We start from the raw sequence: 23,151 nt of genomic DNA, 5'->3' as shown, positions 1-23,151 counted from the left end.
GGACCATGCCCGGTGGTCCGACCGAGGAGTTCCCATGCTCGACGACGACATCGTTGCCGTCCGCCTGACCTCACATGGCAGGCACGCACCGACGCACGGGTTGGTGCAGGCCCGGATCCGTTCGCTCAGCTCCCGACCGGTCGGCCCGCTGCGGGTCGTCCCCGTCCGCAAGCGCGTCCAGCGGAACACCATCCACCACCAGTAGAAGGAAAGCGTGCACCACCAGTCCCTCGCCGAGCTCGACGACGCGGTCCTCGCCGGCCGGTCGTCCGATGGCGACGTCCGGGCCTTCGAGGTCCTGATCCGCCGCTACACGCCGCTCCTGCGCGCCTACGCCCGTCGGACCCTGGGATCGACCGACGAACTCGACGACGTCGTGCAGGAGACCTTCATCACCGCGTGGGACCGCCTTGACCGGCTCGAGGACCACGCCAAGGTGAAGTCCTGGCTGATGCGGATCCTCAGCCGGAAGTGCCTGGACCGCATCCGGGCCCGCCGGTTCCACGACGACGTCACCGAACTCGAGGTCGCCGCACCCGCCGACGACGCTCCCGACCGGGTCGCCGAGGCCCGCTCGCGCGAGGAAGCGGCGGAGACGGCGCTCGCTGAACTGCCCGAAGCCCAACGACGCTGCTGGATCATGAAGGAGGTGCTCGAGTACAGCTACGACGACATCGCCGCAGAACTCGACCTGCCTCCCTCGACGGTCCGCGGACTCCTGTCCCGAGCGAGGAAGAACATGATCCGACTCATGGAGGGATGGCGATGAGCGACCTCGACGCACTCGAACTCGACGACCTCGACGGCCACTCCATCGACGAGCTCGCCGACTACCTGGACGCCGGCATGCAGCCGCCGGACCCCACCATCGACGGCTCACCCGCGTGCCAGAACGCCCTCGCGGCGATCCTGCGCGTGCGGCACGCGTCGCTCGGCTCCCTCGAGGCCGCCGCCCGCGACGAAGCCCCGGCCGACGAGTCGTGGATCGGCGGCGTGCTCGCCAACATCTCGTTGGAGTCCCGCTCCGGACGGGACGTCCCGCTCCGCGCGCAGTCCGAGTCGGAGCGCCCGGTGATGACCGAGGGAGCCATCCGATCGCTCATCCGCCGGACCGGCGACGGTGTTCCCGGCGTCCTCGTCGCCCGGTGCCGGCTCGAGGGCGACGTCACCGAACTCGCCGCACCGATCCGCGTGGTCGTCGAGGTCGCGATCATGTCCGGCCCGTCGATCGTCGCGACGGCGGACCTGGTCCGCACCGGGGTCGCCCAGGCGCTGGCCGAGCAGACCGACCTGGTCGTCGAGTCGATCGACGTGGTGGTCCGCGACCTGCTCGAACCGCAGCCCGACGCCGACGACCCGCACACCGACACCGGCACCGAGATCGACACCGAGGGGATCCGATGAGCACCACCGACGACACCGTCGCCGCGGTCGAACAGGCCGTGGTCGACGTGCCCGGCGTCACCGACCTCTACCGTGCCCGCCCGACCGTGGCCAGCACGGTCAGCGCCGTCCGCGGCATGGCGTCCAGCACGGCCCCCGCACGCATCGTGGTCGACGACGGCGTCCTGCGGGTCGTCATCGGCACCGACGGACACCGCCCCGCGCCCGAGGTCGCCCGCGCCGTGCACGACGTCGCCCTGACGACGGCGTCGGCGCACGGCCTGGCGCTCACGCGGGTCGACGTGCGGGTCGCGCGGGTGGGGTGAACCCGGCTCGTCAACGCGACACAGTCCCGTCACCGTGCACGGACCGTCCCGCTGAAGCGACAGAATCCCGTGAACCGTTCGCGGGATTCTGTCGCTTCGGCGACGGCGGACGGGAGGCCCGTGGCGGCACCGCCACGGGCCTCCCGTCCGACCCCCGGTCGCGTCCTCAGCGCACGCGGTGCGTCCCCGGCCGCCGCTCGGCGACCTCGAGCACCACGACGATCGCGGCGACGAGCAGCGCGGTCGCGACGAGGGAGACGTCGGGCACCGCGATCGTCGCGAGGATCGCGACGGCGAGCACGACGACGATAGCGTTCCACCCGGCGGACAGCGACGGGCGGAGTGCGAGCGCCCAGATCGCGAGCACGAACAGCGCGACCGGGACGGCCACGGTCGCAGCAACCGTGGCGTGCGACAGGTCGGCCTCGCCGGCGTCCGCGCTGACCGCGACCTCGATCCCGGCCGGCAGCGCACCCGCGGCGGCGAAGACGAAGTAGTGGCCGTAGCCGAACACGAGCGCGCTCGGCAGGTTCCCGATGTGGTCGTGCTGCTCACGCGAGAAGTAGATCCACCACAGTCCGGCGACGATGACGAGCCCGGCGGCGGCCAGCACGAGCAGCGACGCGAGGTGGTCGGCCTGGGCGATGCCGTCGATGACCGCGTTCGCCGAGGCGACGAGTCCTTCGCCCAACACGATGAGGGTGAACAGCGCGTACCGCTCGGCGATGTGGTGCGTGTGCCACGGCGTCGTCTCGCCCGTGCCCTCGGCGATCGGCGGGACGAGGACCTCGAGCAGGACGAGGACGGGGAACGCCCACGCCGTCGATCCCTGCGGCAGCGCGAGCATGCCGACCCAGAGCGCCTGGACGACGACGATGCCCACGGCGTACCGGAGTGCGGTGCGGCGGTACCGCGAGGACGACACGGCGACGCGGAGCCACTGCGCCACCATCGCCAGGCGCATCACCACGTAGCCGATCACCGGCACCGTGAAGTCGCCCTCGGTCATGGCGGCGTGCACCCCGGCGGCGAGCACGAGCACGCCGGCCATCTGCACGAACGTCGTGACGCGGTACAGCCAGTCGTCGGTGTCGAACGAGGTCGCGAACCAGCTGAAGTTCAGCCACGCCCACCAGATGGCGAAGAACACCATGGCGTACGCCACCACCGCGGAGCTGACGTGCCCCTCGGTCTCGATCTCGTGCAGGTTGGTGGCGGCGAAGCCCACCGCGACGACGAACACCAGGTCGAACAGCAGTTCCAGGGGGCTCGCGGCACGGTGTCCCTCGGCGGGGTCGCGGGGCGCCATCCGGCGCAGTCCGATCGTCGTCACCCGGCATGCCTACAGGACGAACGGCCCCGGGCGGTACCCGGGGCCGTTCGATCTGCAGGTGCGTGGGCCACCAGTCGGCCGGCCCGCGCCGCTCAGTAGAAGTTGCTCGCCTGCGAGTGCGCCCACGCCGAGCACGGCGTGCCGTACGCGGCGCTGATGTACTGCAGGCCCCACTTGATCTGGGTCGTGGCGTTGGTCTGCCAGTCGGAGCCGATGGTCGCCATCTTCGAACCGGGCAGCGCCTGCGGGATGCCGGTCGCCCCGCCGTTGGCGTTGACGGCCTGGTAGTTCCACCCCGACTCCTTGGTCCACAGGTTGTCGAGGCACTGGAACTGGTCGGAGCCCCAGCCGTACTCGGACGACGCCAGCGAGGTCGCCGTCGCCTTGGCGCCTGCGACGGTGTTGCCCGCCGCCAGCTTCTGTGCGGCCTCCGCTGCTGCTGCGGCGGCCCGCTTCTCGGCGGCGGCCTTCGCGACGGCTGCTGCCTTCGCGTCGACGTCGCGCTTGTCCTGCGTGGCGCTGGCCTGCGCGACGTGCGCGGTCGACTCGACGGTCGACGAGATGCGCGTCGTGAGCGCGGCGCCGGACAGCTCCGGGTAGTCACTGAGCGCGTCGATGTGCTGCTCGAGCGAGGCCGTGTCGGTCTTGGCGTTCGCCGTCGTCATCACGGTCTTCGCGGTCGAGATGGTCGCCGCTGCCTGGGCACGGTCGAGGGCTGTGCCGCGCAGGGCGGGCTGGGCCGTCGCGGTCGCGCTCGCGGTGCCGGTCGGCATGCCGAGCGCTTCGCCGATGGCGGGCTGGGTGCCGATCGTGAGGGCACCGCCGGCGACGGCGAGGACCGCGGCGCCGCCGACGATCAACGTCGCACGGTGTCGGAGCGCACGGTGGCGGAGGGCGCGGCGCACACGCCGGCTGGGGGAGTTCAGGGCCTCACGTCGGGTCGAGGCGGTGGTGGTGGGGAGATCGGGGGTGTGTCCTGGCATCGGTTCCGGTGGTCGGGCGGTTCGTGGTGCGGGACTCCGGGCTGCGCGACGCGTCGGGGACGGTGAGCGATTCTGCGCGCGTCGAGGTGCGCGCAGCAGGGGAGTCCGGCGAACCGGGGAGGACCGGACGGTGGTGTGGGGCCCGTCCGTCCGCCGCGACCGGCCCTGGGGAGGCCGCCGTCGGGCGAAGCCGACACGATGACTCGTCAGACTGGATGACGCGTCCAGGATCGCTGGCAGAACCGTCCATCCACCCGTTGGTAACGGTTCGGTAACGGCCGGTTCGGACCTAGAACGTGTGAGGTTCCTGGGTGCGGTCGCCCTGGGCGACGCGTTCGAGGGCGTCGAGGGCTCCGGCGATCGCGGTGACGTCGGACTCACCGAGCTCGGCGATGAGCTCGGCGACGATGCCGGTGCGGTCCGAGCGTGCTCGTTCGACCGCCGCGATGCCCTCGTCGGTGGCTGAGACCATGAAGGCGCGGCCGTCCCTCGGGTCCGCTTCGCGCTCGATGAAGCCGCGCTGTTCGAGCTCGGTCAGGATGCGGGTCATCGTGGGCTTCGTGACCACCTCGATCCGCGACAGGTCGCCCGGGCGCAGGGGTCCTTCGCGCTGGATGGTGGCGAGTGCGGACACGATCCCGTACCCGAGCGAGGCCGAGTCCGTCCGTGCTCGCCGGTTGATCCGTCCGACCGCCGCGGCCAGACGTGCGGCGACCTCGGTACGGTCCGTCGATCGAGGACTCATGTGCTGCTCCGGGTGGGCGATCGGGTGGTCGCCAGCGATGCTATCGGCTCGCCGGAGCCGCAGTCTGGGAGCGTCGTGCGCGTCCGTCACAGGCCTGGACGGGGTGTCCCGGAGGCCCGTGGAACGCGGACCGCCCGCCTCGCGTGCGCGAGACGGGCGGGTTCCTGTACGGCGGTACAGCCGGACTCAGTACTTTTCGCCCGGCAGCTGGTGGATCGCCTCGGTCGCGAGCTCGGCGGCGACGTTGTCGCCGGACTCGGTCGCGGTGCGCAGCCGACGGAAGTCCGCGGTCATGCGGTCCCAGTCGACGAGCTCGTCGAGGTTCGGCAGGCGCAGGCGGAAGGCCAGACCGTCCATGGTGTCGCGGCACACGCGCTGCAGGTTCTCGTTGCCGCACTCGGCGACGTAGAGCGCGAACACGTCGAGCGAGTCGTGGTTGACGGCGGGGACGTCGTGCGACTCGAGCTCGGCGATCGTCTTGTCGAGCTGCGCGAGGATCTTCTTCCGTGCACCCGCGCCGAGGCGCGGGACCGCGAGGCGGACGACACCACCGAACAGCACCCCGAGGGTCTGCATCGCCTCGATGACCTCGGCGGGGTTCGGCGTCGTCACGCGCGTGTACCGGTTCGGCGCCATCTCGATGAGGCCGGCGCGGGAGAGCTGGCTCAGTGCCTCGCGGATCGGGGTGCGGGAGACGCCGAGCCAGGCGATGAGCTCGTCGTCGTTGAGCCGCTCGCCGGGGACGAGCGTGCCGTCCATGATCGCGTCGTGGATCTTGTGCCGGACGGTGTCGCGGAGCAGCTGGTGCTCGGTCGGGGCGCTGCGGGGGACCGGCATGCGTTCTCCTTCGATCGGGGCGCGGTCAGTGCACGCGCACCGATCAACGTACCTGATATGAGACCGGCGTTCCGATCGGCTCAGCGCGTGTCACGGGGCGGTCGAGGTCGTCCTGGGCGGCATCGTCCGTGGCGTGGTCGCTCACCGCACGACCCCACCCCAGGCGTACCGCACCGTGGTGCCGTCGACGACGAGCAGCGAGTCGGGTGCCCGGTCGAACAGCCCCGGCATGCCGACGGCGTCGGGCAGGTCCCCCTCGAGCCGGTCGAGGTGCGCGGCCCGAACGGTCAGCGGCGGGTGCTGTCGCTGCCAGAACAGCGTCTGGGCCAGGTACCGGGCGTGGATGCCGGCGCGGGTGGTGAGTTCGGCGGCCAGGGGCGTGTCGACGACGTCACCGGCGGTGACCCGGATCGAGGCCGCGTGCCGGGGTCTGGCCGTGCCCGAGGGGCGTTCCTGCCGCAGCGACCGCGCCCAGCGCACCGGGTGCAGTGCACGTGCGGGGTGCCGGACCGACCGGTGCGCGACGACCTCGCCGCGGCGGCGCGACCGGGCGTGCGCGAAGGTGTACGGCACGCCGAGCAGCGCGTGCGCGGCCACGATCGCCGGCACGTTCGCGGTGTCCACGGTGCGGTACGCGACGCCGCGTCGGCCCTGGTCGTCCACGGTCAGGACCTCGACGGTGACCTCGGTCATGCGGCCGAGGCGGCCGGCGGAGGGGAACGGCGGCACCCGCGTCTCGTGGAAGACGTACGCGGTCAGTCCCACCCAGGCGCTGCCGTCGACAACGTCGGGGCGCGTCCCCCGCGGGACGAGTCGCGCCAGTGCGCCCGGGTCGTGTCGCCAGTGCGCGAAGACGATGTCGTCCCACGCGTGCTGGGTCACCGGCCGGTGCAGCAGTGGTGCGGCCGCACGGGTCCAGGACGGCTGGGTCACCGCTTCGGTGCGTGCCGACCGACGCGCACGGCCCACAGGACGAGCGGGGCCTGCAGCGGGAGCCGCAGCACGGAGACGAGGCGCATCGCCCGGGTCGAGCGCGGGCTGTCGAGCAGGTCGTTCGCCATCTTCACGTTCGCGGGGAAGACCGCGGCGAACAGAGCAGCTGCAGCCCACCCCGAGGCCCGGCGAGTGGCCGGGAACACGAGCCCGGCGGCGATGCCGAGTTCGGCCACGCCGGACGCGACCGTCGTCAGCCGCGGTGGCAGTGTGTCCGGCACGATCCGGTCGTAGTGGCGCGGCTGCAGGAAGTGGGTGACGCCGGCCCCGCCGAGCAGCACCGCGAGCAGTGTGGCAGTCCGGGTGGCTCGTTTGATCCGCTCACGTCGTCGCATGCCCCCATCGTGCTCGCCCGTCCTCGGAATCAGGTCAGTGCGGTCGCGACGAGGTCGAGGACCGCCGCCGCCACCTCGGCCTTCGTGCCCGAGGTCTCGCGGACCACCTCGCCGCCCGGCACCAGGACCTCGATCGCGTTCTCCTCGCGCTCGAACCCGGCCGACCAGCCGACGTGGTTCACGACGAGCAGGTCGGCGGGCTTGCGGGCGATCTTCGCGCGCCCGAGTGCAATGCGGGCGTCGCGGTCGGGTTCGGTCTCGGCGGCGAACCCGACGATGACCTGCCCGGTGCGCCGCGCCGCCACCAGGTCGGCGAGCACGTCGGGGTTCCGCACCAGCTCGAGCGTCATCCGCTCGCCCTGGGCGTCCTTCTTGAGCTTCTCGGCGAGGACCTCGGCCGGACGGTAGTCGGCGACGGCAGCGGTCATCACGACGACGTCGGCATCGACCGCCGCGGCGTGCACGGCCTCGGCGAGCTCGAGCGCTGACCCCACCGGCACGACGGTCGCGTCGATGCCCACGGTCAGGCCGGCCTCGACGTTCGCGGCGACGACGGTGACGACGGCGCCGCGCGCCGCTGCGTCGGCGGCGATCGCCAGGCCCTGCCGACCGCTCGACCGGTTGCCGACGAAGCGCACCGGGTCGAACGGCTCGCGGGTGCCGCCCGCGCTGACGACCACGCGGACACCGGACAGGTCGCCCTGCTCGCCACGGGCCCCGGCGCCGGACTGCGTCCCCCCGTCCGTGCCGGCGCGACGCCCCGCGCCTGCACCGGCCGGGTCGTCCAGCACGGCGAGCGCCGCGGCGACGATGTCCTCGGGTTCCGCCATCCGGCCGATGCCGGCGTCGTCGCCCGTCAGCGCGCCGACCACCGGTCCGACCAGGTGCACACCCCGCTCGCGCAGGACGGCGACGTTGGCCCGGGTCGCGGGGTGTTCCCACATCTGCGGGTGCATCGCCGGCGCGACGACGACCGGGGCGTCGGTGGCGAGCAGCGTCGTACCGAGCAGGTCGCTCGCCAGGCCGTTCGCCATCCGTGCCAGGGAGTCCGCGGTCGCCGGGGCCACCACGACCAGGTCCGCGCGACGGCCGAGGGCGACGTGGCGGACCTCGGAGACGTCGTCCCAGACGCTCGTGGTGACGGGGTTGCGGCTGAGTGCCTCGAGCGTCGGCAGCCCGACGAAGCGCAGCGCCCCCTCGGTCGGGACGACGTGCACCTCGTGCCCGCGCTTGACGAGGTCGCGGACCACGCCGACGGCCTTGTAGGCGGCGATGCCCCCGGTGATCCCCACGATGACGGTCAGGCCGCGCTCTGCTGCTGCGTTCACGCCGCTCACGCTACCGGGGCACGTGCGAGGATCGACGGCATGTGCACCGTCGTCGTCCGCGTCGACCCCGGGTCCGCGTGGCCCGTCACCGTGCTCGCCCTGCGGGACGAGTCACCCGAGCGTCCGTGGGACCCGCCTGCTGCGTGGTGGCCCGATCGCGACCCCGGGGTCCGTGGTGTCCGTGACCGTGCTGCCGGCGGTGCGTGGCTCGCTGCCTCGGACCGTGCCGGACTGGCGGTCGTGCTCAACCGCGGCGAACCGGTGCCGAGTGTCGACGGCACGTGGACGACCCGCGGGGTGGTGCCGGTCGACGCCGTCGCCGACGACCTGTTGCCCGGACACGACGGCACGCTGCCGACCACGCGCGCGTTCAACCTGGTGCGGGTGACCGCCGACGGCGCCGCGGTCCTGACCTGGGACGGCACACGGGTCCGCACGACCGAGCTCGGCCCGGGCGTGCACATGGTGACGCACGGCGAACCGGACGACCCGGCGGCGCCGCGCATCGGGCGGTGGCTCGAGGCCTTCCGCGCCGCGGAGGCCCCGGTCGGGCCACCGGTGCTCGGACCCTTCGACGAACTCCGGACGGTGGACGCGGGCGACGACGCCGGAGACGGGTGGAGCGGTTGGTTCGGCGTCCTGGCCGAGTCTGCTGTGCTGCCGAGCGACCACCCGGACGCGATCCTCCGTGACGCGCACGAGGCCGAGGGGCACATGACGACGCTGTCGATCGTCGCCGCGGCGATCGGTCCGGACCGCACGGTCCTGCAGCACGCCCGCCTGACCGAACCCGGACGGTTGGACGGGTCGGTGGAGCTGCACCGCGCCTGACGCGGGCGGCGCACCGGACGCGCCACGGGCCTCCCGGCCGCGCCCCGCGCTCAGAGGGGCGGGTGTGTCCCGGTGAGGTCCTCGGCGACGGCCCAGAGCGAGCGGGCGAGGTCGGCGCTCCGTGCCGACCCGGGGATCGAGACGGTGGTCGTCGGTCCGGTCAGGCCGAAGGGGCCGGCCGGGCCGTAGTAGGTGCCGCCGACCGCGTTCGGGCCGACCGCGGCGTAGAGCAGCGGCTCGGTGCCCTGCTCGACCGCCTGCGTGAAGGGGAGCGCGCGGTTGTTGGACCGCACCGGCTTCGCGCGTCCGAGTGAGCGCCCGGCCGACTGGAGGTTCGTGCGGGTGTAGCCGGGGTGCGCCGCGGTGCTGACGAGGGGGACGTCCGCCTCGACGGTCAGTCGGTGCAGGTGCAGCGCGAGGAGCAGGTCGGCGAGCTTGGACTGGCCGTAGGCGCGCCAGCCGTTGTACCCGCGTTCCCACTGCAGGTCGCCGAAGCGGATCCGGCCGGGGATCGCGGCGAGGCTCGACATTGTCGCGACCCGCGGTGCCTCGGCACGCAGCAGCGAGGGCAGCAGCAGGTTCGTCAGCGCGAACGGACCGAGGAAGTTCGTGCCGAACTGCAGCTCGAACCCGTCGACCGTCTCGAAGCGCTGCGGCGGCGCCATGACGCCAGCGTTGTTCACCAGGACGTCGATCGGGCGGTCCTCGCCGACGATGCCGTCGGCGAAGCGGCGCACGCTCGCCAGGTCCGCGAGGTCGAGTTCGCGCACCTCGACGTCGGCGTTCGGGTGGGCTGCACGGATCTCGGCCGCGGCGGCATCGCCCTTCGCGGTCGTGCGCACGGCGAGCACGACGCTCGCGCCGGCGGCCGCGAGACGGGTCGCGGCTTCCTTCCCGGTGCCACTGTTGGAGCCGGTGACGACGATCCTGCGTCCGGTCTGGTCAGGGAGCTTCGGCATGCGGGCGACCGTACACGCGGGCGCTGGCCATCACGGCTCGGCCGTGCTAGTTTGATGCAAACGCATGGAAGTGCGACCAGGAGGAACCATGAGCAACGCATTCGGCACCGACCGCCCCTCGGACGTCCCGCCGCCCGCACCCGAGCGGATCGGACGCGTGGAGCTCGGCATCGACACCTTCGGCGACGTCACCGAACTCGCTGACGGCAGCCTGAAGTCCGACGCGCAGAGCATCCGCGACGTCGTCGCCCAGGCCGTCCTCGCCGACCAGGTCGGCATCGACTTCATCGGCGTCGGTGAGCACCACCGCGCCGACTTCGTGGTGAGCGCACCCGAGGTCGTCCTCGCCGCGATCGCCGCCTCGACCTCCCGCATCCGGATGGGCTCCGCCGTCACGGTGCTGTCGTCCGACGACCCCGTGCGCGTCTACGAGCGCTTCGCCACCGTCGACGCGATCTCGGACGGCCGCGCCGAGGTCATCCTCGGGCGCGGTTCCTTCACCGAGTCGTTCCCGCTGTTCGGCCACGAGCTGTCCGACTACGAGGTCCTGTTCGAGGAGAAGCTGCAGCTCTGGGCGGCCCTGCGCGGCGGCGACGCCGTCACCTGGTCCGGCACGAAGCGCGCGAGCCTGGTCGACCAGGACGTCTTCCCGAAGCTCGAGCACGGCGCCATCCCCACCTGGATCGGCGTCGGCGGTTCCCCGCAGTCGGTGATCCGTGCGGCGTCGTACGGCCTGCCGCTCTTCCTCGCCATCATCGGCGGGCAGCCGGCGCAGTTCGCCCCGTTCTCGCGGCTGTACCGTCAGGCGCTCGCCCAGCTCGACCTGCCGCAGCAGCCCATCGCGATGCACTCGCCGGGCTTCGTCGCGGCGACCGACGAGGAAGCCGCCGAGCGCTACTGGCCGTACCACAAGGCCGTCACCGACCAGCTCGGCCTGGAGCGCGGCTGGCCGCCCCTCGACGTCGCCGGGTACCACGCGGGCCTGTCCGCCGGTGGCTCGCTGTACGTCGGCTCGCCGGAGACCGTGGCGCGGAAGATCGCCCGGAACATGCGGATCCTCGGCGCCTCGCGGTTCGACATGCGCTACGCGACCGGTCGTCTGCCGCACGAGGACATGCTGCGGTCCATCGAGCTCTACGGCACCCGGGTCGCGCCGCGCGTGCGCGAGCTGCTCGCCGAGCCCGTCCCCGTCCCGTAGGCGGTCAGCCCGGCGGGCCTACCCCGCGAATGCGACAGATCGCCGCGGAACGTTCGCGGCGATCTGTCGCTTTCGCGCACCCGTCGGCCGGGAGGCGCGGGTCGGCTCCGTCGGTCCGGCTCACGGGCGTGCCGGGTACGGTCCACGGCATGCCGTCACGCCCCAGCACCCCACCCGTCGAGCGCCGGTTCCGCGGCCGGATCATGGGCGTCGGCACCACCTCGGGCGTCCGGATCGTCGTCGGGATGTGGGACCGCTCGCCGTTCGGGGCGTTCACCGACGTGTTCCTCGAGCTCCCCGACGGCACCAGCGTGCTGCTCGCGCCGGACGAGATCGTCGCCGCCTACGTCTCCGGCACCTACCGGTTCGACACCGTGTCCGTGGTCGACGTCCGGGCCCGACGGACGGCCCGTGGCCTGGAGCTCGACGCCGGCGCCCTGCAGGTCTCGGTCGACGTCGGCACGATCTCACCGCTCGGCCGGGTGCTGCGCGTCGTACCGAAGCGGATCGCCCGCGACCCGCGGTGGCTCGCCGCGATCGACCCGATCGCCCGGCTCGTCGCGCCCGGATCCGGCACCGCCGGCTCGGCGGGGAACGGACGCCGCGAGTACTACGGCGTGACCGGCGCGCACGACGTCACCGGCGTGCGCGGGACCTGGGCGGGGGAGCCCCTCGGCACCCTGGCACCGCTCGACCCGCCCGTGGCGTTCGGCTTCGCGTCGATGCCGCGGGTGCCGCAGGTCGTCGACGTCGAGACCACCATCCGCGAGCCCGCCTGACGCGTTCCGTACGGGTGCACCTTCCGTCGATCCACCACCGGATCGACTCGTGGAGTGTCGCTCGTTGCGCATGCATCCGGTGCGTGTGCATGTTCCGACGATGCACGCGGTGATCGTCTGGTGGAGTGTCGCTGTGTGCGGACGCATGGAGCGCGCCGGACCGGGTGCGGGCACTGCGGACCGGCCACCTGCGTGGCCGGACGTGTCCGGGGGAGTCGGCGCGGGCCTCCCGGTCGGGGTGGTGCTGCCGCGTGCCGGACGCGCCCAGCGTCGAGGGGCACACTGGCGGGAACGGTACGGCCCCGCCGGACCCGCGGTCGAACGTCGGGACGGGTGGGGCGCACGACGCAAAGGAGCATCATGACCGACACGCAGACCGACCAGCGCGCCGCCATCTCGGACATCGTCCACGGCGCCCACACGGCCCTGTTGACGACGGTGAGCGAGGACGGCCAGCTGCACGCCCGGCCCCTCGCCGTGCAGGACAAGGCGTTCAACGGGACCCTCCGCTTCCTGGTGCAGGACGGCAGCGAGAAGGTCGACGACATCGCCAGGAACCCGCACGTCAACGTCTCCATCGAGTCGCAGGGCGGCTACCTGTCCATCGCCGGCACCGCCACGGTGACGCAGGACAGTGCCGTGATCGACGAGCTGTGGTCACCGTTCGCCGAGGCCTGGTTCCCGGACGGCCGCGACGACCCCTCGATCCGACTCCTCACCGTGTCGGGCGACTCGGTCGAGTACTGGACGCAGGACACCGGCCCGGTCGGCAGCCTCGTGCAGACGCTCAAGGCCGCACTCGGCAAGCAGAGCCAGCCGGACACCGGGGACCACGGGACCGTCGAGCTGTAGGGGCGGGGCGGGGCGGGCTCGGCTCGGCTCGGCTCGAACCGACTCCGAACGACCGGACCGATGTCGTACGACGTCGGTCTCGTCGTTCGGAGTCGGAGCTGTCGTCGGGCCGCTGCCGGCGTCCCCGTCCTCGCTACGGAGGCCCGAGCAGCCAGAGCACCGCGACGAGCACCGGCTGCCCGGCCAGCGCCGCGGTGACGAAGGTCCACCGCATCCACGGCTTCGCGACGAGCTCCGGCGAGCCGAACAACGGCGCCAGGGGCATGAGCAGCCGCGGGGTCGAGGCCATCGGCAGCGACACCGCGAAGATGTAGAGCGCGTAGGCGGCCGAGTACAGCACGGTCGTCGACCCGAGCCGCTTCGTCGACCGGCGGAGCAGCCAGATCGGGAACCCGACGAGCAGGAACACCACGATCAGGACCCCGCCGACGCCGAGCCAGCGCCCGGCGATGAGGAACCACGGCGACAAGGGCACGAAGTCCACGCGGCCGATGAAGTTCACCCACCACGACATCTCGGTCTCGAGGTAGGCGTTCGGCGTGCCGGTCACGTGCGACGCGATGACCGGCCACGCGAGGCCCGCCGCCACCATCACGGCACCGGCGGCCACGACCTGCAGCTGCTCGCGGAGCGGGAAGGTGTCGAGCACCCGCCCGGTCTCACGGCGAGCCCGGACCCACCGCACCAGGGCGATGACCCCGAGCACGAGCGGGACCGCCAACGCACCCGGACGGGTGAAGGCAGCGGCGACCCCGAGCACGGTGAGCAGCCCGTACCGGCGACGCTCCAGGGCGAGCAGCGCGCCGAACGTGAGCGCGAGGAACATGCTCTCCGCGTACCCGACCTGCAGCAGGAACGACAGCGGCCCGCACGTGAAGAAGAAGACTGCCCACATCGCGGCGGCGTTGCCCGCACGGTCGCGGACCAGGCGGTGCAGCAGGTAGGTCGCCAGCAGACCGGCCAGCACGGAGATGAGCGGGGCACCGACGGTGAACGGCAGCCCGGTCGATGCGGTGAGCATCCGGATCGTGAACGGGAACGCCGGCAGGAAGGCCCAGGCGTTCTGTGCCACGTTGCCGACGGTGTCGAGCGGCAGCACGTTGGGGTACCCGTGCAACGAGATCTGCTCGTAGTACTGGCCGTCCCAGGCGGTGAGGAACGCCGTGAAGCCGTGCCCGTTGCCCCAGATGGCGTTGTCCGGCATCGCCCGTCCGATGAGCGGGTACGCGAGTGCCAGCCACAGCGTCGACACGATCCGGCCGCCGGTCCAGACGAGCAGCACGGCCGCCCACGCCGGCAGGGAGGTCACGGTGTCGAGTGCGCGGCGCCGTCCGGTCGCGGCGGTCCCGGTGACCGCGCCGTCGAGCCGGCTCATGCGCGTGCTCGGCGCGAGCCCGTGCGCGCTCGGCGGCGTTCGGGCAGGGAGGACGGCACCCGGCCAGGGTAGTCGCCCTCCACCTGGGTGGTCGGTGCGGCACCCCGGACGGGAGGCCCGCCCTGCGTTCTGCAATACGGAATCGGTCGGGTGCGTGGTCGGCTCTCGAGGCGGCCTTCCGCCTAGCCTGGAGTCCGCCCACGACCGACGAACCACAGGAGCAACCGTGCCGAACCCCACCGCGCCGAAGACCGCCATCGTGACCGACAACGCCCCGAAGCCCGCCGGGCCCTACAGCCAGGGCATCGTCGCCAACGGCTTCATCTACACCGCCGGGTTCGGCCCGCAGGACCCCGCCACGGGTGCGATCGCCGACGACGTGGCTGGTCAGACCGCGCAGGTGCTGGCCAACGTCGCAGCGGTCCTGGCCGAGCACGGTGCCACCCTCGACGACGTCGTGAAGTCCACGGTGCACCTCGAGCACTCGGACCGCGACTTCCCGGCCTTCAACGAGGAGTACGCGAAGCACTTCTCGCAGCCGTACCCGGTCCGCACCACCGTGCAGTCGCACCTGGCGAACATCCTGGTCGAGATCGACGTCGTGGCGGTGCTGCCGAGCGCTTCGTGACGTCGGTGCAGGCTGTGTGAAGCCTCACCGAGCCGCGGCACCGTGCTGCGTCGCTGACCGTGCTGCGTCACCGGCTCGGCTGTGTCACCGGCCGCGCTGGATCACCGACCCCCGGTGCCCGCTGCTCCCTGCCCGTGGTCGATCCGACCCGGGTGGCGACGCAGCCCGGCACCGGGGGTCTCGTGCGTCAGGGCGCCGTCGGCCAGCACGGGGACGCCGGCGACGAGGACGTCGTCGATGCCCTCGGCCAGGCGCATCGGTTCGTCGTAGGACGACCGCGCCGCGACCCGATCGGGATCCACGACCACCAGGTCGGCGACCGCCCCGACGGTGACTGCGCCCCGTCGACCGAGACCGAGTCGCTCGACCGCCGTGGTGGACAGGTGCCGCGTGGCCTCGAGCCACGTCAGGAGTCCCGTGCGGGCGAAGTCCTGCAGGTAGCGTGCGAACGTGCCGTACGCCCGCGGGTGCGGATGCGTTCCCACGAAGATGCCGTCGGACCCGGCCGTGTGCCCGGGCAGCCGGAAGAGCGGCGCGAGGTCGTCGGCAGTCCGGGGACGGGGCACGCGCATCACGGCGGTGACCTGCAGTGCCGAGTCGACCAGGACGTCCAGGGCCAGGTCCACCGGATCCGTCCCGGTCGCCTCGGCGGCGTCGGCGAGGGTGCGGCCCTGCAGCGCGTGGAACTCGGCGGCGGGCACGTGCGACAGCGTGATCTGCTCCGCCCAGCCGGTGCCGAGGTCGGCGCGGGACAGCACGCGGTCGAGCACGGCCGCCCGGACCGCGGCGCGACCCTCGTCGTCGGCGATCGCGTGGGCGAGATCCTCGGTGCCGGGGCGGGCGAGGGCCGCGGGCAGCAGCAGCATCGACAGGATCGTGCAGCCGCGCGAGTACGGGTAGGCGTCGAACGACATCGGGGCGCCCTCGGCCTCGAGTTCGGCCAGTGCCGTCACCGCGAGGTCGACGGGCGCGTGCAGGTGGGAGACGTGTGCGCGGACGCCCGACGCGCGGACGATGTCGGCGATCTCGTCGAGGCCGGCGCGGGCGTTCCCCTCGTAACCACCGCGCATGTGTGACACGTAGAGGCCGTCGACGGCAGCGACCTCGGTGCAGAGCGCAGCGAGTTCTGCAGTGCCGGCGAACAGGCCGGGGACGTAGTCGAGCCCCGTCGCCAGGCCGACCGCACCGTCCGCGAGGCCGTCGCGCACGAGCTCCCGCATCGCGGCCAGCTGCGCGCTGTCCGCCGGCCCGGGGTCGTCGCCCATGACCTGGTGCCGGACCGTGCCGGCGGGCACGAGCGTCGCGACGTTGATCGGGGTCGTGCCGTCGTAGGTCGTCAGCAGGCCGTGGACCCCGCCACCGCGGTACGTCGGGTGCGGGCCGTCGATGGCGGCGAAGTACGTGTCGGCGTACGAACCGTCACCCGGTGCCGGTCCGACGCCGTCCTGTCCGGTCACGATCGTGGTCACACCCTGGCTCAGGAGCGCGAGCTGCACGCCCTCGTCGAACACGAGCGACCCGGCGTGCGAGTGCGCGTCCACGAAGCCCGGCAGCACCAGGCGTCCGTCGCAGTCGATCACGTGCGCATCGGCAGGGGCGTCCAGGTCGGCACCGACGGCGCGGATGACAGCGTCGGCGACGAGGACGTCGGCGTGCACCGGGGCCCCGTCCGCACCGAGCACCGACCCGCCGCGCAGCAGGACGCCGCCGCCGGCGGACTGCTCGCCGGTGGGCTGCTCGGAGCCCGTCACGTGCTCGGGATCGCCGGTGGTCATCGGTCGAGCGCCGCGACGAGGCGGCCGGCCCGCTCCCGCAGGGCGTCGAGGTCGCCCGTGGTCAGCGCGTCGCCGACGAGCGGGGACCCGAGTCCGACGGCGACCGCACCGGCGGCCAGGTAGTCCGGGGCGTCGTCGACCCCGATGCCCCCGGTCGGGATGACGTCGACGAAGTCGAGCGGTGCCAGGACCTGCTTCAGGAACGCGGGGCCGCCGAGCTGCGCCGCCGGGAACACCTTCACCGCGCGGGCACCGAGCCGCCACGCGTGGACGATCTCGGTCGGGGTCGCGGCACCGGGGTACCAGCCGAGGCCACGCTCGTGCGCGCGCTCGCCGAGTTCGGCGTCGAGGTGGGGACTTACGGCGAACGAGGCGCCGGCGGCGGCGGCATCGTCGAGCTGGCGGACGTCGAGCACCGTGCCGACGCCGATGGACGCCGCGGAACCGTACCGCTCCACCGCCCACGCGATGCCCTCGCGCCAGCGTGGGGTGTTCGTGGTGATCTCGATCGCCGTCACGCCGGACTCGACCAGGGTGGCGATGACGTCCTCGACGTGGTCGCCGGTGCCGCCGCGGAGGATCGCGATCGCCGGTCCGGCCTGGTGGCGGTGCCGTGCGCCGGCGTGCTGCTCGGTGCTCGTGGTGTCGTTCGTCATGGTGCGCTTCCTCGAGTGTTGGTGTTCGGCGGACACGGTGTCGGCGGACGCGGTGTCAGCGGTCGACGTGGTCGTGCACGGTGTGGTCGGTGTCCGACGGGTCCGGGGCGTGGTGCAACGCGGCCGGGTCCGGTCGGCGCCAGTCGCTCTCGACGGTGCAGGCGAGGGCGCCGGCGTCGGCGGCCCGGTCGAGCGCCTCGGCGGCGTCCGCTCCGCCCATGCTCGCCGCGAGCCAGCCCGCGACGAACGCGTCACCGGCACCGACCGGGTCGACGACGCGCACCGGGGTCGCGGGCCGACGGACGAACACGCCGTCGATCGACGCCACGGCGCCGCGGGAGCCGAGCTTCACGACCGCGCGGCCCCGTGCCAGCGCGGCGAGGTCGTGCGCGAGTGACTCCTCGTCGTCGTCCTGTTCGTCGCGGTCGAGCACGAGTCGGGCCTCGTCGTCGCCGGCGAACACCACGGCGGACCGTGCTGCGACGGCTCGGTACCGGTCTCGTGCAGCGTCGGCGCCGATGAGCTTCGGCCGGTGGTTGACGTCGAACGACACCGGCACACCGGCGGCGGCGGCCCGGTCGAGCGCTGCGGTCACGGTGTCGTGTGCGGACTCGGAGAGCGCGAGGGTGATCCCGGTGACGTGCACGAGCGCAGCGGTCTCGACGACGCTGCCGGGCAGGTCCGTCGCGGCCAACGCCGAGCCGGCCGAACCACGGCGGTGGTAGGTCACCCGGGTGCGGCCGTCGAGCAGCCGCTCCTTCATCATGATGCCGGTGGATCGCTCGGCGTCGGGGACCGCGAGGACGTCGACGCCCTCCCCACCGATGTCGGCGGCGACCCGGTCACCGGCGGGGTCCGTGCCGACCCGACCGATCCACGTGGCCGGCACCCCGGCGCGGACCAGGCCGATCGCGACGTTGCTCTCCGCGCCGCCGGTGTCCACCCGCATGTGCTCGAGGTCCGGCACCGCGCCGACGTCGCGCCCGGTCAGCAGCAGCATCGTCTCGCCGAACGTCAGCACCGTGCCGGTCACCGGGCACCCCGCGCGAGGGCGAGCTGCGCCGACGAGGACCCGAGCGCGACGGAGATCTCGTGGGCGGTCCGAACGACGCCGTCGCCGAGTTCGCGGACCGCCGCTGCGGGGAACCGCGAGGCCAGCCCGGAGATGCTCATCGCGCCGACCACCTGGTTCGCGTGGTCGAACACCGGGGCGGCGACGCACCGGATGTCCGGCTCGTTCTCGCGGTCGTCGATGCCGTACCCCCGTCCGTGCGTGCGGTCGACCTCGTGCCGCCAGCGGTCGTCGTCGGTGATGGTGTGCTCCGTCATGACCTGGGCCGGTTCGGCGAGCACCCGGTCGAGCAGCTCCGGTTCACCGAACGCGACGATCGCCTTGCCGGACGCCGTGTTCCGCATCGGCAGGCGGTTCCCGATCCGGGAGCCCATGCGGACGGTGCCGCGGGTCTCGACCTTGTCGACGTAGACGATGTCGGTGCCGTCCGGCACGACGAGGTGGCACGTCAGCCCGGTCTGCTCCGCCGTCCGACGCAGGAACGGTGCGGCGGCGGAGCGCAGGTCGATCCCCTCGAGGTAGCTCTGCCCGAGCAGCAGGGCACCGAGGCCGAGCGTGAACCCGGCGTCCGCGGTGCGGCGCAGCAGGTCGTTCTCGAGCATCGGGGCCGTCAGGCGGAGCACCGTCGACTTCGAGGTGCCGAGCTCGGCGGCCAGCACGGACAGGCTGACGGACACCGCGCCGCTGCGGGTCCGGTCGGCGATGCAGTCGAGCAGGCGGAGCCCGCGACGCAGGGACAGTGCGGCGTTCCGGGCAGGACCGTCGCCGTCCGTCGGCACCGGGGCCGCGGTGGTCGCGCGCATCAGAACCACGTCGCGATCGTCCGGAGCACGGTGTCGTCGTCGGCCAGGACGTGCACCTGTCGCCACTTGTCGAACACCGTGCAGGGGTGCGAGATGCCGAACACGACGACGTCGCCGGGCGTCAGCTCGGGGGCACCGTCCGCCAGCGCGAGGTAGCAGTGCTGGTCGTCGAGGCGGGTGACGGTGACCGCCCCGGGCGGCGGGACGACCTGTGGGGCGCCCGCCGGGCCTCCTGGCAGGGTCGGCCGCACCGACCGCACCACCGGCAGCCCTTCGTCGAAGGAGATGTCGCGCTTTCCCACGGCGACGAACGCGAGCCCGGGCTCCGGGCAGGACGTCACGCGTCCCCAGACCTCGATCGCGGCGACGAGCGAGCCCTCGGCCGGGTGCCGGCCGAACGGCGTGCGCTCGGCGTAGAAGCCGTCGTCGTGGGTCAGGTACGCACCCGACCGCAGCAGCACGTCGAGGTCGTCGGTGCGGTGCGCCACGGCGTCCACGACGGCGTCGAACCAGGCGCTGCCGCCCATGCTGAGGAGCCCGCGACCGTCGACGAGCCCGCGGACGTCCTCGGCGACGTCGAGCACGCCGGCGACGTACTCGCGGGCAGCGTCGACGCCGGGCAGCCCGCCCTCGTACCCGGAGACACCGCGGAGCACGAGCCCGGCGTCGTGGGCGAGCAGCGCGAGGGCACGCGCGTCGTCGGGGGAGCGGACCCCGGTGCGCCCGCCCGGGAACCCGAGCTCGACCAGGACGTGCAGCTCGCCGGCGACGGTGCCCTGCGCGGCGACGGCGGCGGTGACGCCCGCGGCGGAGTCGACGTAGCAGAGGACGTCGGCGTCCGGGTCGACCGTGCGTCGCGACGCGAGCCAGGCGAGGCCGGCGGGGTCGAGGACCTCGTTCGCGACCAGGATCCGGTGCACGCCGTGCTCCCACGCGACCATCGCCTGCTGGACGGACGCGACCGTCACACCCCACGCTCCGGCGTCGATCTGCCGCGCGGCGAGGTCGGGTGCCATGTGCGTCTTCATGTGCGGTGCGAAGAGCAGCCCGTGGCGGTCGACGTAGGCCTGCATGACGGCGGTGTTGTTCGCCAGGGCGGACTCGCGCAGGGTCATCACGGGCAGGTGGGCGCGGTCGAGGACGTGGTGCGGAGTGCCCGCTGCCGGGTCCCAGGCGCCCTTCGTGGTCACGGTCCCGGTCGTCGGGTCGGCGTCGGTCATCGGTGAGCCTCCTGTCGTCGCGCAGCCTCCACGCTCCCGCTCGGCGGACCCGCAGGGCAACGCGCTGGTGCGCATCATTCTGCAATGCACAACACGATCGCGGAACCTCCTGACACGATCCCCCCGCGACCCGGCACCGGGCATAGCCTTTGACGCGACATGGCGACGACGATGACGACACCCAGACGGCGGACGGGCAGCACGGCGGTCGCCGTGCTCGTGGCGGGGACCTTCTTCATGGAGCTCCTCGACGGCACGATCCTGGCGACCGCAGCGCCCGCGATGGGACGCGACCTCGGCGTCGACTCGGCCGCGGTGGGCGTCGCGATCACCGCGTACCTGGTCACCCTGGCGGTCTTCATCCCCGTGTCCGGCTGGCTCACCGACCGGATCGGGTCCCGCACCGTCTTCGCGGGCGCGATCGCGCTCTTCACGATCGCATCGGCACTCTGCGCGATGTCGACCGGCCTCGTCGACCTGACGCTCTGGCGCATCCTGCAAGGGCTCGGCGGTGCGCTCATGGTGCCCGTCGGCCGGCTCGTGGTGCTCCGGAGCGCCGGTCGCGAGCAGCTCGTCACGGCCATCGCGATCCTCACCTGGCCCGCCCTCGCCGCGCCGATCATCGCCCCGTTCATCGGCGGCGTGCTCGTCGACACCCTGACGTGGCACTGGATCTTCCTGATCAACATCCCGCTCGGCGTCATCGCGTTCGTCGCCGCGCTCGTGCTCGTCCCGCAGGAGCGCGCCGCGCAGCGTGTGCCGTTCGACTGGTTCGGGTCGCTGCTCGCGTGCTTCGGCCTCGGGTCGCTCGTCGTGATGGCGTCGCTGCTCGCGCTCGACGTCATCCCGGTCCTGGCCGTCGTGGTGTCCGGTGTCGTCGGCGCCGTCTGCTGCTGGTTCGCGATCCGGCACTTCCGCCGGGCACCGCACCCGATCATGGGGCTCGAGGCGTTCCGGCTCGAGACGTTCCGGGTGTCGCACGCCGGCGGCAGCCTGTTCCGCCTCGCGGTCTCCGCGGTGCCGTTCGTGCTCCCACTGCTGTTCCAGGACGCCTGGGGCTGGAGCGCCGTGCTCGCCGGGTCCGCCGTGCTGTGGGTCTTCGTCGGCAACCTCGGCATCAAGCCGATGACGACGCCGTTCCTGCGCTGGTTCGGCTACCGCCCGGTGATCGTCGTGTCGAGTGCGATCGCGGCGCTGACCGTCGTCGCGATGGCGTTCATGACCGAGGACACCCCGTTCTGGCTGCTCGCGGTCCTGCTCGTCGTCAGCGGCGCCGCCCGCTCCGTCGGCTTCACGGCGTACAACACCATCGCCTTCGCCGACGTCGAGCAGGCCGACATGACCCCGGCCAACACGCTCTCGTCGACGCTGCAGCAGACCGCCGCCGGGTTCGGCGTCGCCGTCGCCGCGGTCGTGATCCGCGCGGCCGGCGGGCTCGGTGGCGACGGCCCGTACTCCGTCGCGTTCTGGGTCATCGCGGCGTTGCTCGCCGTCGCGTGCGTCGAGGGCATCCTGATGAGCCGCACAGCGGGGGACACCGTCCGACCCGCCCGCCGGGTCCGCGCCTGACCCGGGCGGTTCCACGCAGCCCTGCGCGCGGCCCGCGACTGTCCGTTTCCGTCACGGTCACACGCGCGAAACCCGACAGGCGTTACAGTCTCAGCATCCGTTTGCGAACGCCGAGTACGGTTGCCGCGGCAGGGTGACCCGGACCACCCGGACAGGAAGGCAGCATGGCCGCGCCAGAACAGCAGAGCACGATCGCCACCGACGCAGGCGTGCCGCCCACTGCCCTCCGGGTCGTCAGCTACAACCTCCGGGAGCACACTGCGAACGGTGAACTCGCCGCCCTGGCTGAGGCCTCCGACGCCGACGTCCTCTGCGTGCAGGAGTGCGACAGCAACGACCTGGCCCCGTCGATCGGTGGGCTCTCGCTCGCCGCGTCGACCCGCACGAACCGCCTCGGGCTCGCCATCTACAAGCGCGACGACCGCTTCGAGGTGCAGGACTTCAGCATCCACTCGCTGCAGAAGTCCCTGCACGACCGGGTCCTCGCACCCGCGCACGAACGGCTCATCGCGATGCACCTGCGCGACACCGAGGCCGACGCCGAGGTCGTCGTCGCCTCGTTCCACGCCTCACCGCTGACCGCGACGAACTCCCTGCGCCGCAAGCAGATCGAGGCGGCGCACCAGTTCCTCCGCGAGCTCGCGAAGGACGTCCCCGCGGTCATGGTCGGCGACTTCAACTACCCCTGGTTCCAGACGAACCTGCGTCGGAAGATCGAGCAGGGCGGGTTCGCACTGTCGCTGTCCGACCAGCCGACGTACCTGCGGTACCGCAAGTTCACGGGCCACTTCGACTTCGCGACGAGCGTCGGGCTGCACATCGCCGGCGTCGAGACCCTGCCGGCGGGCATCTCTGACCACCGTCCGATCCTGGTGCGCGCGCACTACGAGCACCCCGGCGCGACCGGCACGATCGAGACCGTGGAGTCCCCGGCCGCCTGACCCGCGGGCATGTCGTCGACTGGTCAGCAAGTGTCGGCCGGCGGTCCGGCAGACGACACGTCGCGACCACTCCGCGGGCGACGGCGGGAAGTCGTGACTGCTCGGCGGGCGACGTTGGGCGCGCCGGTGGAGCCGGCAACGCACTGGAAGCCCGGTGCCGGTCTCGTGTACCGGCACCGGGCCTCCAGGCGGTTGCGGCCACAGCACGTGGCGAGGCGGCGAAACGCGCC

At 72.8% G+C, this 23,151-nt stretch carries 25 protein-coding genes; 11 read left to right on the top strand and 14 right to left on the bottom strand.

What is annotated here, in order from left to right:
- Window positions 1-34 precede the first annotated feature (34 nt).
- The 4 genes from EDF48_RS19080 to EDF48_RS08705 are packed head-to-tail and all read left to right on the top strand — an operon-like array spanning window position 35 to window position 1,709.
- Window positions 35-205: a hypothetical protein gene (locus EDF48_RS19080; RefSeq protein WP_165901117.1), complete on the top strand. Its 171-nt coding sequence runs from the start codon at window positions 35-37 to the stop codon at window positions 203-205.
- Window positions 206-214: 9 nt separating this feature from the next.
- The gene (locus tag EDF48_RS08715) at window positions 215-769 is read left to right on the top strand and encodes an RNA polymerase sigma factor (RefSeq protein ID WP_111084365.1); all 555 of its coding nucleotides are present in this window, start codon (window positions 215-217) and stop codon (window positions 767-769) included.
- Window positions 766-1,404, top strand: a complete 639-nt coding sequence (locus EDF48_RS08710; RefSeq protein WP_123938559.1) for a hypothetical protein — start codon at window positions 766-768, stop codon at window positions 1,402-1,404. The genes EDF48_RS08715 and EDF48_RS08710 overlap by 4 nt, the downstream gene beginning before the upstream one ends.
- Window positions 1,401-1,709 (top strand): hypothetical protein, encoded by a 309-nt coding sequence (locus EDF48_RS08705; protein ID WP_123938560.1) that lies wholly within the window; start codon window positions 1,401-1,403, stop codon window positions 1,707-1,709. The genes EDF48_RS08710 and EDF48_RS08705 overlap by 4 nt, the downstream gene beginning before the upstream one ends.
- A 166-nt stretch (window positions 1,710-1,875) precedes the next feature.
- On the opposite strand, the gene EDF48_RS08700 is transcribed toward EDF48_RS08705, so the two are convergent.
- The 7 genes from EDF48_RS08700 to EDF48_RS08670 form a co-directional block, all read right to left on the bottom strand.
- A complete protein-coding gene (locus EDF48_RS08700; RefSeq protein ID WP_243698068.1) occupies window positions 1,876-3,042 on the bottom strand; it encodes a low temperature requirement protein A in 1,167 nt (388 codons plus the stop codon).
- Between the two features lie 92 nt (window positions 3,043-3,134).
- A complete protein-coding gene (locus EDF48_RS08695) occupies window positions 3,135-3,902 on the bottom strand; it encodes a hypothetical protein (protein WP_131879398.1) in 768 nt (255 codons plus the stop codon).
- A 412-nt stretch (window positions 3,903-4,314) separates the two neighbouring features.
- Entirely contained in the window at window positions 4,315-4,770 is a 456-nt protein-coding gene (locus EDF48_RS08690; protein WP_111084361.1) for a MarR family transcriptional regulator, read from the bottom strand.
- A gap of 186 nt (window positions 4,771-4,956) precedes the next feature.
- The gene (locus EDF48_RS08685; protein ID WP_131879396.1) at window positions 4,957-5,607 is read right to left on the bottom strand and encodes a GntR family transcriptional regulator; all 651 of its coding nucleotides are present in this window, start codon (window positions 5,605-5,607) and stop codon (window positions 4,957-4,959) included.
- A gap of 141 nt (window positions 5,608-5,748) precedes the next feature.
- Window positions 5,749-6,540, bottom strand: coding sequence for a DUF2071 domain-containing protein (locus tag EDF48_RS08680; protein WP_165932358.1), 792 nt, complete (start codon window positions 6,538-6,540; stop codon window positions 5,749-5,751).
- The gene (locus EDF48_RS08675) at window positions 6,537-6,935 is read right to left on the bottom strand and encodes a hypothetical protein (RefSeq protein ID WP_123938564.1); all 399 of its coding nucleotides are present in this window, start codon (window positions 6,933-6,935) and stop codon (window positions 6,537-6,539) included. Before EDF48_RS08675 ends, EDF48_RS08680 begins: the two co-directional genes overlap by 4 nt.
- Window positions 6,936-6,964: 29 nt before the next feature.
- Window positions 6,965-8,239: a bifunctional phosphopantothenoylcysteine decarboxylase/phosphopantothenate synthase gene (locus EDF48_RS08670; protein WP_131879575.1), complete on the bottom strand. Its 1,275-nt coding sequence runs from the start codon at window positions 8,237-8,239 to the stop codon at window positions 6,965-6,967.
- Window positions 8,240-8,302: 63 nt separating this feature from the next.
- Between EDF48_RS08670 and EDF48_RS08665 the strand changes: the two genes are divergently transcribed.
- Complete coding sequence (locus EDF48_RS08665; RefSeq protein WP_131879392.1) at window positions 8,303-9,094, top strand: NRDE family protein; 792 nt, start codon at window positions 8,303-8,305, stop codon at window positions 9,092-9,094.
- Between the two features lie 50 nt (window positions 9,095-9,144).
- Here the strand turns inward: EDF48_RS08665 and EDF48_RS08660 are convergent, their stop codons facing one another.
- Window positions 9,145-10,053, bottom strand: coding sequence for an SDR family oxidoreductase (locus EDF48_RS08660; RefSeq protein WP_131879390.1), 909 nt, complete (start codon window positions 10,051-10,053; stop codon window positions 9,145-9,147).
- Between the two features lie 88 nt (window positions 10,054-10,141).
- Here EDF48_RS08660 and EDF48_RS08655 point away from each other — a divergent pair, with 88 nt between their 5' ends.
- The 3 genes from EDF48_RS08655 to EDF48_RS08645 all read left to right on the top strand — a co-directional run bounded on the left by EDF48_RS08655 (window position 10,142) and on the right by EDF48_RS08645 (window position 12,882).
- A complete protein-coding gene (locus EDF48_RS08655) occupies window positions 10,142-11,251 on the top strand; it encodes an LLM class flavin-dependent oxidoreductase (protein ID WP_243698067.1) in 1,110 nt (369 codons plus the stop codon).
- 149 nt (window positions 11,252-11,400) lie between these two features.
- Entirely contained in the window at window positions 11,401-12,030 is a 630-nt protein-coding gene (locus EDF48_RS08650; protein WP_131879388.1) for a hypothetical protein, read from the top strand.
- A gap of 360 nt (window positions 12,031-12,390) precedes the next feature.
- On the top strand, window positions 12,391-12,882 hold the full coding sequence (locus EDF48_RS08645) for a pyridoxamine 5'-phosphate oxidase family protein (protein WP_123292028.1): 492 nt from the start codon (window positions 12,391-12,393) through the stop codon (window positions 12,880-12,882).
- A 133-nt stretch (window positions 12,883-13,015) separates the two neighbouring features.
- Here the strand turns inward: EDF48_RS08645 and EDF48_RS08640 are convergent, their stop codons facing one another.
- Window positions 13,016-14,257, bottom strand: a complete 1,242-nt coding sequence (locus EDF48_RS08640; RefSeq protein ID WP_131879386.1) for a hypothetical protein — start codon at window positions 14,255-14,257, stop codon at window positions 13,016-13,018.
- A gap of 226 nt (window positions 14,258-14,483) precedes the next feature.
- On the opposite strand from EDF48_RS08640, the gene EDF48_RS19410 reads away from it, so the two are divergent.
- Window positions 14,484-14,885: a Rid family hydrolase gene (locus EDF48_RS19410; RefSeq protein ID WP_235035960.1), complete on the top strand. Its 402-nt coding sequence runs from the start codon at window positions 14,484-14,486 to the stop codon at window positions 14,883-14,885.
- Between the two features lie 101 nt (window positions 14,886-14,986).
- Here the strand turns inward: EDF48_RS19410 and EDF48_RS08630 are convergent, their stop codons facing one another.
- Genes EDF48_RS08630 through EDF48_RS08610 form a run of 5 tightly spaced genes read right to left on the bottom strand, consistent with a single transcriptional unit; the run spans window position 14,987 to window position 20,411 of the window.
- Window positions 14,987-16,660 (bottom strand): amidohydrolase family protein, encoded by a 1,674-nt coding sequence (locus EDF48_RS08630; protein WP_131879384.1) that lies wholly within the window; start codon window positions 16,658-16,660, stop codon window positions 14,987-14,989.
- Window positions 16,657-17,316: a bifunctional 4-hydroxy-2-oxoglutarate aldolase/2-dehydro-3-deoxy-phosphogluconate aldolase gene (locus EDF48_RS08625; RefSeq protein ID WP_123938569.1), complete on the bottom strand. Its 660-nt coding sequence runs from the start codon at window positions 17,314-17,316 to the stop codon at window positions 16,657-16,659. The genes EDF48_RS08630 and EDF48_RS08625 overlap by 4 nt, the downstream gene beginning before the upstream one ends.
- A gap of 55 nt (window positions 17,317-17,371) precedes the next feature.
- Window positions 17,372-18,349 (bottom strand): sugar kinase, encoded by a 978-nt coding sequence (locus EDF48_RS08620; RefSeq protein WP_131879382.1) that lies wholly within the window; start codon window positions 18,347-18,349, stop codon window positions 17,372-17,374.
- A complete protein-coding gene (locus tag EDF48_RS08615) occupies window positions 18,346-19,191 on the bottom strand; it encodes an IclR family transcriptional regulator (protein ID WP_131879380.1) in 846 nt (281 codons plus the stop codon). The genes EDF48_RS08620 and EDF48_RS08615 overlap by 4 nt, the downstream gene beginning before the upstream one ends.
- A complete protein-coding gene (locus EDF48_RS08610; protein ID WP_165932357.1) occupies window positions 19,191-20,411 on the bottom strand; it encodes an alanine racemase in 1,221 nt (406 codons plus the stop codon). Before EDF48_RS08610 ends, EDF48_RS08615 begins: the two co-directional genes overlap by 1 nt.
- 159 nt (window positions 20,412-20,570) lie before the next feature.
- On the opposite strand from EDF48_RS08610, the gene EDF48_RS08605 reads away from it, so the two are divergent.
- Both EDF48_RS08605 and EDF48_RS08600 read left to right on the top strand, forming a co-directional pair.
- Complete coding sequence (locus EDF48_RS08605; protein ID WP_207913237.1) at window positions 20,571-21,980, top strand: MFS transporter; 1,410 nt, start codon at window positions 20,571-20,573, stop codon at window positions 21,978-21,980.
- Window positions 21,981-22,144: 164 nt separating this feature from the next.
- Complete coding sequence (locus EDF48_RS08600; RefSeq protein ID WP_111084345.1) at window positions 22,145-22,921, top strand: endonuclease/exonuclease/phosphatase family protein; 777 nt, start codon at window positions 22,145-22,147, stop codon at window positions 22,919-22,921.
- The last annotated feature ends 230 nt before the right edge of the window (window positions 22,922-23,151 follow it).

The organism is Curtobacterium sp. PhB191, from assembly GCF_004346515.1.
Classification (GTDB): domain Bacteria; phylum Actinomycetota; class Actinomycetes; order Actinomycetales; family Microbacteriaceae; genus Curtobacterium.
This window is presented reverse-complemented; position numbering and strand designations above follow the sequence as displayed.